At 41.8% G+C, this 14,143-nt stretch carries 10 protein-coding genes; 2 read left to right on the top strand and 8 right to left on the bottom strand.

The features are described 5' to 3' along the window. Nucleotides 1–217 precede the first annotated feature (217 nt). Genes AB6E30_RS05375 through AB6E30_RS05360 form a run of 4 tightly spaced genes read right to left on the bottom strand, consistent with a single transcriptional unit; the run spans nucleotide 218 to nucleotide 8,248 of the window. On the bottom strand, nucleotides 218–2,803 hold the full coding sequence (locus tag AB6E30_RS05375; RefSeq protein WP_372102854.1) for a nuclease domain-containing protein: 2,586 nt from the start codon (nucleotides 2,801–2,803) through the stop codon (nucleotides 218–220). Beyond that, complete coding sequence (locus AB6E30_RS05370; RefSeq protein ID WP_372102852.1) at nucleotides 2,803–4,998, bottom strand: AAA family ATPase; 2,196 nt, start codon at nucleotides 4,996–4,998, stop codon at nucleotides 2,803–2,805. The genes AB6E30_RS05375 and AB6E30_RS05370 overlap by 1 nt, the downstream gene beginning before the upstream one ends. Nucleotides 4,999–5,000: 2 nt before the next feature. Next, nucleotides 5,001–6,770: a restriction endonuclease subunit S gene (locus AB6E30_RS05365; protein WP_372102850.1), complete on the bottom strand. Its 1,770-nt coding sequence runs from the start codon at nucleotides 6,768–6,770 to the stop codon at nucleotides 5,001–5,003. Further along, nucleotides 6,770–8,248, bottom strand: coding sequence for an N-6 DNA methylase (locus AB6E30_RS05360; protein WP_372102848.1), 1,479 nt, complete (start codon nucleotides 8,246–8,248; stop codon nucleotides 6,770–6,772). The genes AB6E30_RS05365 and AB6E30_RS05360 overlap by 1 nt, the downstream gene beginning before the upstream one ends. 155 nt (nucleotides 8,249–8,403) lie before the next feature. On the opposite strand from AB6E30_RS05360, the gene AB6E30_RS05355 reads away from it, so the two are divergent. After that, nucleotides 8,404–8,802: a hypothetical protein gene (locus tag AB6E30_RS05355; protein WP_008220703.1), complete on the top strand. Its 399-nt coding sequence runs from the start codon at nucleotides 8,404–8,406 to the stop codon at nucleotides 8,800–8,802. A 160-nt stretch (nucleotides 8,803–8,962) separates the two neighbouring features. Here AB6E30_RS05355 and AB6E30_RS05350 read toward each other — a convergent pair whose 3' ends face one another. Next, nucleotides 8,963–9,112: a hypothetical protein gene (locus tag AB6E30_RS05350; protein WP_008220701.1), complete on the bottom strand. Its 150-nt coding sequence runs from the start codon at nucleotides 9,110–9,112 to the stop codon at nucleotides 8,963–8,965. Nucleotides 9,113–9,186: 74 nt separating this feature from the next. Here AB6E30_RS05350 and AB6E30_RS05345 point away from each other — a divergent pair, with 74 nt between their 5' ends. Beyond that, nucleotides 9,187–9,564, top strand: coding sequence for an elongation factor Ts (locus tag AB6E30_RS05345; RefSeq protein WP_102557427.1), 378 nt, complete (start codon nucleotides 9,187–9,189; stop codon nucleotides 9,562–9,564). 45 nt (nucleotides 9,565–9,609) lie between these two features. On the opposite strand, the gene hsdR is transcribed toward AB6E30_RS05345, so the two are convergent. The 3 genes from hsdR to AB6E30_RS05330 all read right to left on the bottom strand — a co-directional run bounded on the left by hsdR (nucleotide 9,610) and on the right by AB6E30_RS05330 (nucleotide 14,064). After that, a complete protein-coding gene (gene hsdR / locus AB6E30_RS05340) occupies nucleotides 9,610–12,057 on the bottom strand; it encodes an EcoAI/FtnUII family type I restriction enzme subunit R (protein ID WP_372102847.1) in 2,448 nt (815 codons plus the stop codon). A gap of 85 nt (nucleotides 12,058–12,142) precedes the next feature. Then, nucleotides 12,143–13,525 carry a DEAD/DEAH box helicase gene (locus AB6E30_RS05335; protein WP_372102845.1) on the bottom strand — a complete coding sequence of 461 codons (1,383 nt, stop codon included), beginning with the start codon at nucleotides 13,523–13,525 and terminating at the stop codon, nucleotides 12,143–12,145. Beyond that, nucleotides 13,519–14,064 (bottom strand): hypothetical protein, encoded by a 546-nt coding sequence (locus tag AB6E30_RS05330; protein ID WP_372102844.1) that lies wholly within the window; start codon nucleotides 14,062–14,064, stop codon nucleotides 13,519–13,521. The genes AB6E30_RS05335 and AB6E30_RS05330 overlap by 7 nt, the downstream gene beginning before the upstream one ends. Nucleotides 14,065–14,143 lie beyond the last annotated feature (79 nt).

The raw sequence follows: 14,143 nt of genomic DNA, 5'->3' as shown, positions 1-14,143 counted from the left end.
AGCTCTGAAGGATCCTTCAACCGATCGCTTTGGCTTTAACTGATCGGCATTACCTCTTCCGAGGCCTTTTTTAAACTTTAAACAACGACTAATCCCGTCGAGTCGCAATAAAAACATCTTATTTTACTCACTCGATTAGTTTGAAAAATTACCCACATCCCATTGGTTCGAAATGGCGCGGGTTTTAGACGGTGTAACATTACTGTGTGGTTGGTTGTTACACTAAGCTCTCGCATGAAGGGCATTTGATATTTAGTGGCTCCATAGCCATTTGCGAGTGATAAGACCAATAATCCCCGTTTTTAACCAATCTGGTATCACACGAATGGCAGTGGTTATATACCGTAAAATGTTTGCATGTATCACATTCATACCACGCTGAACGAGAATTACTCGTTGTCGTGTCTCTCCTCGTTAGTTCATGAGAGCCGCACGAAATACAAAAGTTTATAGACTCAACATCATCAGGGCGTCCCATCAAAGCATTATCTTCAATGCCATACTGAAGAAACATACCGATCATCCTTTGGATTTCATCCAAATAACGAAGCCTTAATACTGGATTAGCACAAACAGCTCCATATTGATGGTACAAATGACGAGGCATCTTATCCCAATCAAACATTGATAATTCCCCAAGGTAACTAACTTCGCCCCACTCTTGGGGTGACACTATTTCGTCGATCGCACCTTTGGCTGGATGAAGTATGAAGACAGCATTGACACCACCTTCGCTGTAGTCTTTTTTATGGTAAAGGTTATGCACAATCCCCGCTATTCCACCGTGCATATTGATAATTTCATCGGAATAAAACTTGGCATCCATCACTAAACGTTTGTTTTTAGTTATGCCACCTTTAGTCTCAAACTCCACATCCATGACGAAATCAGGAGTTCGGCCATTATTCAATAAAGGCTCATACCTGAGCTGAACCTTTCGCTTCAATTGTTCATTATTGAAATTCAGCGGCTTACTATGCTTATGTGACAAAACAATATGCAATAATTTTCGCTTCCACTCATCATCAGGCTGATAGCGGTAGTTTTGAACCAGAACTTTGATGATTTGTAGCAGACACCATCGTTCATAAAGAAGTGGCATGTTCACTAGACCAATATCTTCCACTTTTTCAAGTGATAGCAATAAATCTTCATCTGTTAAATTGGTTAACTCACGTATCTTTTTATAACCGGAGTGCATCGCTTGATAATCAGGGTTTTGAACGAAAGTCATTGAATTAGGGAAAGTTGGTGATGGTCTCACGCCCATTTTCTCGAGCATTCTTATCGCTGATTTAAACTTTGCAAGTTTCGGAGCTAACTGCTCGAAGACGCGTTCAACTTTTGCCTTATTTTCCTGAAAATAGGTAAGTTGAGTTTGCACTGAGCGCTTCTCTCTTTCCTGTTCTGCTAGCTCTCTAGGTGTTAATTTCTTTATCCAGTCTTGCTTATCTAGCTCTAGAGCTTTCTCAAGTTCTTCTGAGAATTTATTTTGTCTTTGACTTAACTCTTCCCCACCAACAACTTTTACACTCGATAAGCTATTCAACGTATAAAAACACTTATTCCCTTGGCATACACCCTCATACATATCTGTATGAATTTCATACTCAAGGCCTTTCTCAAATAGTGCAGCATGGGAGCTATCTGCAAACTTGAGAAAGACTTGCTGCACCGAGCCGTCTGAGCTATACCATGGCAAACTACAATTAATTCTAATGCTTAAAAAATAAGTATTTGCATAGTATTTGGAAACCTCTCCAACCTTAATTAACCAACGGTTAGAACGTTCAAGTGAAGAAGTGTTCAATTGTATAGAGCTAGCAAGTTTGTCCTGTAGCTGCGAATTCAAATACTCTAGATCATAGGTTTTCTTGATCTGTTCGAGATGTTTCCTGACCAGGTCCTTGTTAATTGATTTTTCGCCACTAAAGTCATTGAGCCTTTCAGTAAGCTTCATCGTCATACCTTCAAAACGATTAATCTTGCTCTGAGAAATAGTCACCAGTTGCTTCAATATGCTGTGGAGCCTTTGAAGAACAAAAAGAACATATCTGTTTTCTGGAACATTAAAGCTTGGCGTCGTCGCTCTGCTAGTAAGCTCTTTACTGTATCCTTTAGTAGCCAACTCCATGAACGTACGATTAACAGGTTTCACCAATTTTCTTGGTTTCAAAGCCTGTACTTCTCGCAGCTCAGATTTGGGCTTTTTTATTATGTTCTGCGCGTGCGACATGAGGTTCGATACCAGCTTCAGAGTTTCCTCATCGACACCGCCTTCTTCTACTTTTTTAGCCTTCGCAGTAACATAACTTTGCTCATCTAGAATCAGTTCCCACAAATCACTTTTAAAATCTGATAAATACCGATTCAATTGCTCAGCAATAAATTCAGACGAGCCTATATGAATAGTACAACTTTGACTGCCAAGACCAGCTTTGACTGCTCCAGCCGTCCTGTGGAGGGTTCTGGTCCATTGTTTGGTGTCTGACTTCCAACTTACAGCCTCAATCCACCAAGACTTTCCTGAATCTTTATCTTTGATCTTCTTAAGTTGAACCCTAGCGCCATCCGCTTTTTCGAAATACGGGGCTGTAGTACCCCCTTCTAGATAGCGAAATGCCAACTGTCCTAACCTTATTCCCTCGGCTTTTGGGTATATGGTTGTCGTACAGTTAAAGTTTTTCTGAGTGTCATCATAGCTAACTGGTAGTGGTAGGTAGGATTCAACGACTTTCAAGACCGTGTTTTTATCATGCCACTGAACATCAATATATTTGATTTCAAACTTTGGAAGCATCATTAAGCCCAGTAGTTCACAACACCATCATTTGCTTTAGCATTCTCAATGATAGAACGTAGCGCAGCTACGCATGAGAACTCATCCGCTACTGATTCATGACTTGGAATCACCTCCTCCAATTTTTCTAATAACACCTTTTCGAGTAGATCAATTTTTTGAGTATCACCCGATAATTTATTGCCATCAAAAGTAAATTTAGGAAGGACTTTATGAATAATGAAGTTATTGATAGCTTGTTCAGTATTGCCGTTTACATCCGAAAACAAGTCTACATAGTTGAGACCTTGGCGAATCGTTCGCATACCAAACTCTACGCCCAATCGGTCGAAAAACTGCTCATTCAGTTCGATAAAAAGTTGGCAAAAATCATTATTGCGATCAAATTTAGGATAAGAGGCCCTTTGCCCTAACGCCTCAACATCCATAAACAAAGGCTTAGATACATCATCAAGATCATAGCCTTCAATTTCTTCAAAAATCTTATTCCAATCAGTCAGTAATGGACTCTTAAACTTCATGATGTGAGTTCGATCTAGTATTTTAGGTGACAGATAATGCGTGGTTTCATCGATATTAATAGCGCCAATGATACGAACATTAGAAGGGATCTTGATCGTTGATGGTGTACTAATTATTCCTGATAACATACGACGAATGTCGCCATGGTATTTGATCAAAGAGTCTTTCTCACTAAACCCAAAAGCTCTTTTCATTTCATCATTAACCGCTTCATCTTGCATTAGCTTAACGAAGTCTACGACACCATCTTGATCATACTTAGCTTTAGCATCTGAAATGATAGATACCACCGCTTTTAGCTCAGACAGCACATGAGCAGATTCATCGTCAGAATAGAGCTGTATGGTGGGAGTGTTATCTCTGTCTTCCAGTTTTGATAAGAAGTCAGCAAAGTAATATTCTACCCGAGCCAAGTTCATTTCATCTAAACAGATAAAATACGGTACTTGTGGGTTTTGCTGCGCTTCAATGAGTGCTTCTAAAAAAGGCGTCGCTAAGTATTTTTTTTCAAGTGGATTATAGTAACCCAATAAGTCTTCAGAGCTTGTCCAGTTCGGCTTAACAGGGATAATTTTAGAAACACCGCCCACTGCTTTTGCGAATGATTGCACCAAATTTGTTTTACCCGAGCCTGAATCTCCTGCGAGTACAATCAAATCATTTGAACGAATCAGAGTCAGATAATTTTCGATGATATGGCGAGGATAAAGAATATCCTGCTCTTTCAGGTAAGACTGGATATAAGAAACCGCCTTCTCATAGTCCCCGTCCAGAAACTCACTGAAGCTAACCATTTCAGCAGTATCTCGCTCTTTTACTGCTTTAGTAATAAAGCTGTCAAAATCTTCTTCATCAATAAATTCAAATGTTTTGAGGAACACCGCCTTCTCTTCAATGAAGCTAGTGAGTTTTTCGATTTTTTTACCCATTTTGACCTCTAACTGCTTGTACTGGTCTACCAAAGATGTGAGTTCGTCTTGTTTATCGACAATAGACTGATTAATAAGATTGTTAGCTTCGCTAAGCTCCGAGTTTTTAACTCTAAGGGTTTCTGCTGTGCTCTTAGCTTGGTCAAGTTGAGCTGCACTCGATTTTAGAGAAGATTTTAGCTGTGTTGCGTTGGTTTCATATTCAGCTTTTTTAGCTTCATACGTTTGGGCTATTTGCTCTGTTTCTTTGGCAATGTCATCCCGAACCTGTTTAAGATGAAAATCATAGATATGCTTGAGCAAATAGCTCTCACCATCTGCTTCAAACAGCGCTTCTGGTTCAATCGAAGGCAATGAAGTAAGTTGCTCAACGGAATCGACTTTAACGGCTAATAGTAAAGGGTTGTTCTTATGGATACGTTGCTGTTTGGAGGCAAGAGAAAGCTCACACCTAACCATTGCGGTTTTGTCTTGGCCTAATATTTCTCTTGCTATCTTAGGGGGTAAGAACACCCCTGATTGAAGTTCTCGGCTCCCTTGCAACGGATATTCAATATACTCATTATCCTTGACCTTTCTTGTCTTTTTAATACCAGCCCAATTACCACCAGCATTGATTGTCAGCTCACCCCAAACCTCAATTTTGCTATTAGTGATTCCCCAGCTGTCATAGAGCTTTTGATATAACTCATCATCCGTTAAGTCTTTAACGACACTAACACTATACACGGTGCCCATATCAGCCATAATTACATCGCCTGTTCAACAATAGCGTCAGTGAGGTGTAGTTGTGTTGCCTTTGACTCAATAACTCTTAATTTCAATTGGTCACATAATTTATGTAACTCATTGACCTTATTGAAAATGCACGATTGCTCTTTTAATGGCGGAACTGATACCAACATTGATTTCATCAATGTACCGTTTACATTCGCTTGCCCACATTGCTTTTTGATATGAGGCTCAATTTGATATTGCCTAAATAAAGGAGTGTTCATGGATAAGTTCAGGTAATCAGGAGAGATATTGGCTGAATTACAACGAATACGAATCAGATATGAGGCAAATGAGTATTTGTCGTCTTCACCTTTATAAATGCCTGTTTTACCTACCAGCTCAGCACTATTAGTTCGGTTATATAGTACGTCATTATTTTTCACATATAGATTTGGAAGTTCATCAACATCTGAACTCATTACCTTGTGCTCACCTAAAATCAATTTACCATTCTGAATATCACCCATCTTCAAGACAGGTACACCATTAGGTAAGCTCTCAACTGTTTTCTGAGAGGAACCATACTCGATAAAATGAGATAAATTACCTATACGCTCCCACTCCCACCCATTAGGCAATTCAAACAGCTTTTCATCATCAGCAATCGGCGGCAGTGCTTTCTGCTTTTTGATTTTCTTATCTTTGATTAACTGTGTTTTTTCTTCTGCAATACGCTCAAGCAGCTTTGCAGCAGGTTCATCGGTTGGGTCTTGTGGAACAAGTTTACCCATTACCGCCAGTTGCAGGATGGTTTGTTTTAGCTGGTCGATGCTCTCTTCTGTGGTGAAAAGGGTATCAAAGTGCTCCGCAACCATTTGCCAGTTTTGCATTAACTCTTCAGCGTTTGCAGAGTTGGTTAACGTGTCTAACAGCGTTGTTACCAATACCTGATGGGCTTCAATGCTGTCTTCGGTTTGTTGCTCTAACTGGTCGCAGAGTGTCATGAGCTCATCGACTTTAGCGACGATTCTATGTTGCTCTGCGACAGGAGGTAACGGTATGGGTATAGACTCCCATTTGCCTTTGTTAAGAATCGCGATAGTTGTGCTCGAAGATAGCTCCCAAGCACATTTGTTAAAATAACTTGATCGCAACGTATTGAAAACAAACGAGCCAATGGGTAAAAACGGCGTCACTGAGTTGATTTGCTGATTGAAAGCACAATCTTTTTCAATTAACTGACACTTCCCAATCGTTCCAATACAAACCATCAGTACTGATCCTACGGGCGCAACTCTTCCAAGAGAATTCGCTCCTTCAGTTGATAAGCCTTCGTTATCGTATCGGACTTCTAGCTCTGTAATATCAGCTGGTTTAATAAAAGGAACATCCGAACCAAAATGCTCTGGATTAGCTTTTTTTGGGGTTCCACCCGTTTGGGTATAACCAATATCACCTAATCTGACCCAGTTCCAACTCGCTGGTATATCAAATGGGATTACGTCATTACCCAAATTGGGTAATGCCTTTACACTCTTGATCTTCTTATCTTTCACCAATTGCGCCTTTTCTTCAGCAATTCGCTCAAGCAAAACAGAAGCAGGCTCATCCGTTGGGTCTTGAGGCACCAACTTACCGCGCACAGCCAATTCTAAAATTAGCTCACGCAGTTTCTTTACACCATATAGCTCAAGCTTTTTTCTGCTACCACGACCAGAGGCTGACTTGGCTTTAACTGTCGAAGTCCAAATGTCGATATTGTCTGTGATCAACTGATTCATAGGTGTTTGGTCAAGGCTCATTATTCAACACCGCCCACAGATGATTTCAGTGTATCGCCAAGAATGCCTTTCAGCTTGTTACGTAGTTCCGAAATTTCTTGTTGTTGCTGTGCATAGTTTGCCAATAACTCGTGTGGGTTGTGGCTGATCACCTCACCTTGATATGGGTTTTTAATATCGAGGTTGAAGTTGCGCTCAATGATGTCGGCGATTGGCACTTTCCAAGCGTGGTTGCTCTCTACACGACTTGCAAAACCGTCTTCTTCATTGCCCCACCAATCAATCTCTTGTTGGAACTCTTCAAACTTCATTGGTTTGGTCTTGTTGTAGTTCTTCACGCCTTCTGGGTATGGGTGCTCGTAGAACCATACGTCTTTGGTTGGCTTACCTTTGGTGAAGAATAGAATGTTGGTTTTGATGCCTGTGTATGGGTTAAATACCCCGTTAGGTAAACGCACGATGGTGTGCAGGTTACATTCTTCGGTAAGCATCTTTTTGATTTTGGTTTTAACGCCTTCACCAAACAATGTGCCATCTGGCAGTACTACGCCTGCTCGACCGTTGTTTTCATCAAGCACTTCAATAATAAGCTGTAAGAACAGGTCGGCAGTTTCACGCGTCTGCATTTCTGCAGGGAAGTTCTTCTCAATGCCGTCTTCTTCGGTGCCACCAAACGGAGGGTTGGTCGCAATCACATTGATGTTGCTGTCCCAACTTGAAAGCGGCTTGTTCAGCGTATTGCCGTGTTTGATTTGTACTGGTACTTCAATGCCGTGCAGCATCATGTTGGTGATGCACAGTAGGTGTGGCAGTTGTTTCTTCTCTACACCGTGGATCTGCTTTTGCAGTGTTTGGTGATCCGCTGCCGTTTTCACGTAGTTGTCTTTCACATGGTCAAACGAACATGCAAGAAAGCCGCCTGTACCCGTTGCAGGGTCCATAATCGCTTCGCCCAGTTTTGGATCTAAACGGTTTACGATGAAGCGTGTTACAGCACGAGGGGTATAGAACTCACCTGCGTTACCTGCACTTTGCAGATCTTTTAAGATTTGCTCGTAGATATCACCAAACAGGTGACGCTCTGAAGAGTCAGTAAAATCTATTTCGTTCAGCTTGTTGATTACTTGGCGAAGCAACGTACCGTTTTTCATGTAGTTAAACGCATCGCTAAAGGCTTCTTTCACCACAAAGCCTCGCGGGTTTAGATCAACAGGTGCAGTTAAGTTTTTCAGTTTGTAGAACAAGTCATCGTTTACGAACTCAAGCAGCGCTTCACCGGTAATGCCTTCGGCATCTTGCGCCCAATTACGCCATAGATATTGTTCTGGGATTGGTGATTTGTAGTCGTCCAGTTCTAGTTCTAACTCTTCTTCTTGAGCGTCAAATACTTTAAGAAAAAGTAACCAAGACATTTGGCCAAGGCGCTGTGCATCACCGTCGACACCCGCATCTTTACGCATGATGTCTTGAATGGATTTGATAACTGAACTGATAGACATGTTTTTCTACTTTTAAACAACTGAAATTTGTGGCGAATTATAGCAGAACTAGGTCAAAAAAAATGAAGTTAGTTCTATGAAACCATAGATATAAGATTCATTGATCTATAGCCTGAACTTATAAAATCATAATCATAAATACAGTTGGCTAAATAATGAAAATAGAATGCCCTCGTTGCCAGAAGGACAATGAGATTGAATTTGCAGAAAACATATCGTGTTCAGAGTGTGAGAAGAGTTTTAAAGGGTTTAAGTTCAGCAAGCGAAAGCTCGTTTCTGCTAGCTCCGCTTTACTGGTTGGAGCCCTAGGGGGTTACGCTGTTGAAAGTGGGTTAGACAAAGAAAGGTATCCTCTCGAAGTGGAATACGCGATTGTCGATACTTGCGTGAATTCTAGCAAAAACATGGTGTCGGTAAGTTGGTATGAAAGTAAACGGGAAACTTGTTTATGCGCATTAGAAAAAACAGAAAATGATGTGGCATATTCAGACTACAAATCAGATCAAGCTATATTTCTTCGCACATTCAAGCAACACGCCAACAGATGCTCATAAAAGGAGAGGCAGCATTATGCTACCCCTCCTTTAATTATTAGCGCTTAGGTGTGTTTCCGCGACCGCCGCCCGATGGTTTGCCCGTCGTGCTTGGGTAATTTGGATTCGGCTTAGCGCCACCTTTTGGCGTACTTGAAGCTGGTTTATTCATGATGAACTCCTATTTCCCTTGTTTTTGGTTGTGAGCAGCTGCGCGTTGAGCTCGGCCAGCAAAGTCGCCTTTAGGAACTTGCCCACCGTTTTGTTTTGCGGCATTACCTTGAATGCGAGCAGCGGCTTCTGGTGTCATTGGTGCTTTTGACTTAGTCATGATTTTATCCTTTTTTTCGTGATTAAGATGTCTTCGCTAAGACAAGGTAATAATAACTAGGGGGTTAGGGACAAATGGGGACAGCGACAAAACAAAAGCAAAAACAGATTCAAAAAGCTTTAGATGCCTTGGGTTGGAGCCATAGCCAGCTTGCAAGTGTGCTTTATGATGAGCTCAATGCTAACGATGACTTTAAAGAGACTGACAAAGATTATATTCGTAAGCTTGGACAAAATATTAAAAAACAACTCCAACGAGAATCGACACCTGACGAACGGCTAAAACAGTACTTATTAATACTGTCGGAACACCCAGATTACCAAGCGTTAAAGCTAGGAACTGTACTCCCCAAGTATGTTGAACATGAATGTATAAATTGTGATTTGACCGATCAGCTAACAGAGCTATCGGCAGAACTAGACCAGTTCAACGACAATGAAAATGGCCGCTAATTTAGCGGCCTTAAAAATTTTCGTATCTACACTTTGTGACTATTGCTAAGCAGATTGATAGATAGCAGCTTCCAGTTCATTAACCGCTTCTAAATATTGCAGTTTGCCACCAAAGCCTTTCTTAATGATTTCTAACGGTCTGCCCATTTCATCGAAAGGTTTCACTTTAAGAACATGAATGTTTTCGATCTCTTGCACACCTTCATCAGCATACTTATCAAGGAGATTGTTCAGCACCTGCTGCGCTGTATCACCATATTTAGTGAAGTAGTTACGCTTCTTCACGTTATCGGCACGTTCTTTACGAGTTAAAGCGGGTTGGTCGTAAACGACATGGCAAATCATATCGAATGGGTCCATATCTTTACCCACTTCGTCTTCTAGCGCCTCCCATAGAATACCGGCTTCGGCTAGCTCATCGATAATAGCTTGCTTACGGTCAGATTCGTTCCAACGCTTGGTAAACTCATCTAAAGAGGAGAACTGTTTCACCATGGTTTTACGGGTGTAGTCTTTAAATGACTCGGTCACAAGCTTACCGTCTGAATCATAATATTGAACACGTTCAGCCAGCGCTTTTACGGAAACCCCATTCACATGGAATTTGCGAACTCTATTCTCATCATCCCAATCGTCTGCACCGCCTGTACTTTCAGGGGAGCTTCCAAAATCTTCGCCATAGGTAGCCTCTGGTTCTTGAATTGAATCAGGATCAATGTCTTCATCACCGAATGGGTTATCAACATCGACATCATCAACGCCGTCGATGATGTCATCTAAATCTTCTTCATCTTCGAACTGCTCTGGAGTCGTGACCTTCACGCGTTCTGGAGTTCCGTCGAAGCGTTCATCAGCAAACAGTTCTGTCGCTTTTTTGAAATCCAAGATAGTGAACCAAAGCTTGCCATAGCGATCATCAATACGAGTACCACGACCAATGATTTGCTTAAACTTGGTCATCGATTGAATACCTTGATCAAGCACTACTAGCTTACAGGTTTTTGCATCAACTCCCGTCGTCATTAGCTCTGAAGTCGTGGCAATAACAGGGTACTTTTTCTTAGGATTTATGAAATTGTCTAGCTGATCTTTACCAATGTCATCATCACCCGTGATCTTCATTACGTATTTATCGTTCTTCTTAACTTGCTCAGGGTTCAAGTTTACCAATGCACGGCGCATGCGATCTGCATGGTCGATGTCGTTACAGAACACGATGGTTTTGGCCATTGGGTCGGTGCGTTTCAGATAGTTGGTGATGGTTTGTGCGACAAGCTCTGTACGCTCATCAATAACCATAGTGCGATCAAAATCTTTTTGGTTGTAGATTCGATCTTCAATCACTTCGCCATTTTTGTCAGTTTGCCCTTTGGTTGGTCGCCAACCTTGGACATCCACATCAATATCGACACGAACTACCTTATAAGGGGCTAAGAAGCCATCCTCAATACCTTCTTTAAGAGAGTAGGTATAAATTGGATCGCCAAAGTACTCGATGTTAGATACTTCATCGGTCTCTTTTGGTGTTGCCGTTAAACCGACTTGAGTCGCACTGCTAAAGTATTCAAGAATTTCACGCCAAGCGCTGTCTTCTGAAGCACTACCACGGTGGCACTCGTCAATAATGATTAAGTCAAAGAAGTTAGGGTCGACTTGCTTGTAGGCTTTTTGTTCTTCTTCTGGCCCCGTAAGCGCTTGATAAAGCGCTAGATGAACCTCAAAGGCAGGGTCGACTTTGCGACCTGTAATTTTTGTCATTGCCGTGCCAAACGGCTGAAAATCATTCGTTTTGGTTTGATCGACGAGAATATTTCTATCCGCTAGGAACAGAATTCGCTTCTTGGCTTTGGCTTTCCAAAGTCGCCAGATAATTTGAAATGCGGTGTAGGTTTTACCTGTACCCGTCGCCATGACTAGTAAGGCTCTGTCTTGGCCAGCAGCAACGGCCTCTACTGTTTTGTTGATAGCTTGAAGCTGGTAGTAACGCGGTGATTTACCGCTGCCATCATCATGGTAATCTTGGGTGATAATTGGCAGATGTTCTTCTTTATACCCTTTCCAAGCACAATACTTTTCCCACAACTGCTGAGGTGTTGGGAAATCCTCTAAACGAATTTCCGTTTCAAGTTGAGTTGGGTTGGTTAAGTCTCGGAAAATAAAACCATCACCATTCGATGCAAAAACGAATGGCACCTCTAACAGGCCAGCGTATACCATGCCTTGTTGCATGCCTTTACCAACTTCATGCTTATTGGCTTTTGCCTCAATCACCGCAAGCGGCATACTAGGCTTATGATAAAGTACGATGTCAGCTGATTTTACTTTTTGACGAGCAGCAGCTTGGCCACGAACGATCACCTTACCATCGCGCAGTTTCACCTCTTGGCGAATCTGAGTCATATCATCCCACCCTGCCTCTTTAATCGCAGGAAGTATGAATTTGGTAATGATGTCGGTTTCAGATAACTTAGCTTTATTAATGCTGCTGACCATTTGGATTACTCGTAGAGAGACTCAATAGCTAATCAGTATATCGTAAAGCCAATATAAATCCGAGTGCGCATTATTCACGGTGTGACTAAGTGAATGTTGCGATAACTCTTTGTTTAAAATCACCTAAACGTAACACATCATAACCATCGAAATCAGAGTAAAAAGCGTTTTGAACCCCATCAATTTTTGACCAATTTAGTTGAATTGAGGACTCCCCAGATACCATAATCTTATCGTTCGACAAATCTGTAGGAGTAAAACTCTGCGCCTTATCTGATTCATCAGTCAGTTCATTCGATTTGATAAATTGACACGACTCTGGAATATCCTGCTCAATTCTTTCAGCAAACCCAATCAGACTTTCTTCAGCAAAGGTATACAACCACGCTTCTTGGTTGGGGGAATCATTGATTCTTAAAATTCGCCCGAGCACTTGCCTGAAGTAAAGTTCCGTTTTTACCGAGCTCATATGACAACAAACCTGCAGCCTTGGAATATCCGTTCCTTCACTTATCATCCCAACACTGACTATCCATTGAACCGTTGAGTGACGAAAAGACTCAATTTCGTGTAACGGATTATCATGGTGATAAGTCACTATGCATGCTGATTGATTAAACTGCTCAACAAGTCGCTTTTGAATGTCTTTGGCGTGCTTAATAGAAGATGCGACTACCAAGCCTCCAGCACTTGGCGACTCTTGCCTTATCTGCGCTAGCCTTTGGCAACCACTATTCAATATGTAATTCATAGCGTCTTCGTTGTGGATGACGCTTTGATAAGAGACATCGGATTGTTTAAGGCAATCAAGAATAGAGGCGAAGTGTTGATTGTCACTGCCAGCCTTAACACTCAGATGTTCATTATCGATTAAAACGATTTTAGGGCGGCGGCATACCTTATCTTCAACAGCCTGTTGCAAGCCGTATTGGTAATCGCAAACAACCTTGCCATCAGGATCAGAATACTCGGCCATGACAATCGGTAGCCGATCAGAACGCCAAGGAGTACCCGATAGCGCCAGAGTATAACGAGCAAAGCCTTGGATCTTCGAGACAATTTCTAGCCCCCATGAATTTGACCGCCCCTCATCATCAAACGAACAATGGTGGATCTCATCAAATACGACTAAGACTCGATATTTACTGACGGTGTTCCAGAAGTTTTCATCTAAAAAATGGATGGATTGATAGGTGTAAGAGCCCCCAAGAGAACCCAAGCCTCCATTAAAGGAACATTCCAATTTCCATGAAAAGGTCTTTTGCATCCCCTCAGCAACAGTCAGGGAGGGAGAGAAACACAGCACTAGATCAATCATGCCTTGTTCAAATAACCGACTCGCGACCTCGGCGGCCATAACGGTTTTACCCGCTCCAGGGGTCGCTTGGCAGAAAAAATGTGAATGATTGTTTGAAGTAAATTTCTCGATAGCTTGAGCTGCACACTCGGCTTGCCATGCTCTTAACATTGAGGAGCCTTGCTTTGCGCAACTTGCATCCAGTTGGTTAGTGCATTAATTCTGCCTAATAGCTTGGCTGAGCGTTCTCTTGCCGCATTAAATAGCGGCTGCATATCTTGCTTGTTGTTTGGGAAACGCGTTAACAACGATTGGTATTCCTCAATCTCGCCTAGAGTAATCGCCAACTCGCCTTCATGCTGCTTCTTCTCTTGCTCTAGTGCATTTAGAGAGCACTCTGAAGTTTGAACAGCTATTGAATCGACCTTAGCTTTCTTATTTCTAGCCACTCTAGGCTCAATTGTGAGCGCTTTGAATTCGTTAGTTTGATGGTAGCGTTTGTCTCTACGAGCCCCAATGACAGAAAGCCAGCCTTTCTCCTCAAATGATAGAAGTTGCTTATAAACATACTTCCGCGCATCGTCCTTGCTCGGGAAGGCTGAAGCACTGTTTAGCAAAGCATCCCTAGCTTCTGTGACGGAGAAATTGTCCATCCCTTTTTCAATCAATAGGTTAAACATGTGAGGGTTAATTCTGGTTACTTTCTTCATGTGACTCTTACAGGTAATAAAAAACTTAGGATTGCTAAGTATACAAAAATCAGTAAAACTTAGACAATCTAAGTTATCT

Source organism: Vibrio sp. 10N.247.311.12, assembly GCF_041467515.1.
In the GTDB taxonomy this organism is placed as follows: Bacteria; Pseudomonadota; Gammaproteobacteria; order Enterobacterales; family Vibrionaceae; genus Vibrio; species Vibrio crassostreae_C.
This window is presented reverse-complemented; position numbering and strand designations above follow the sequence as displayed.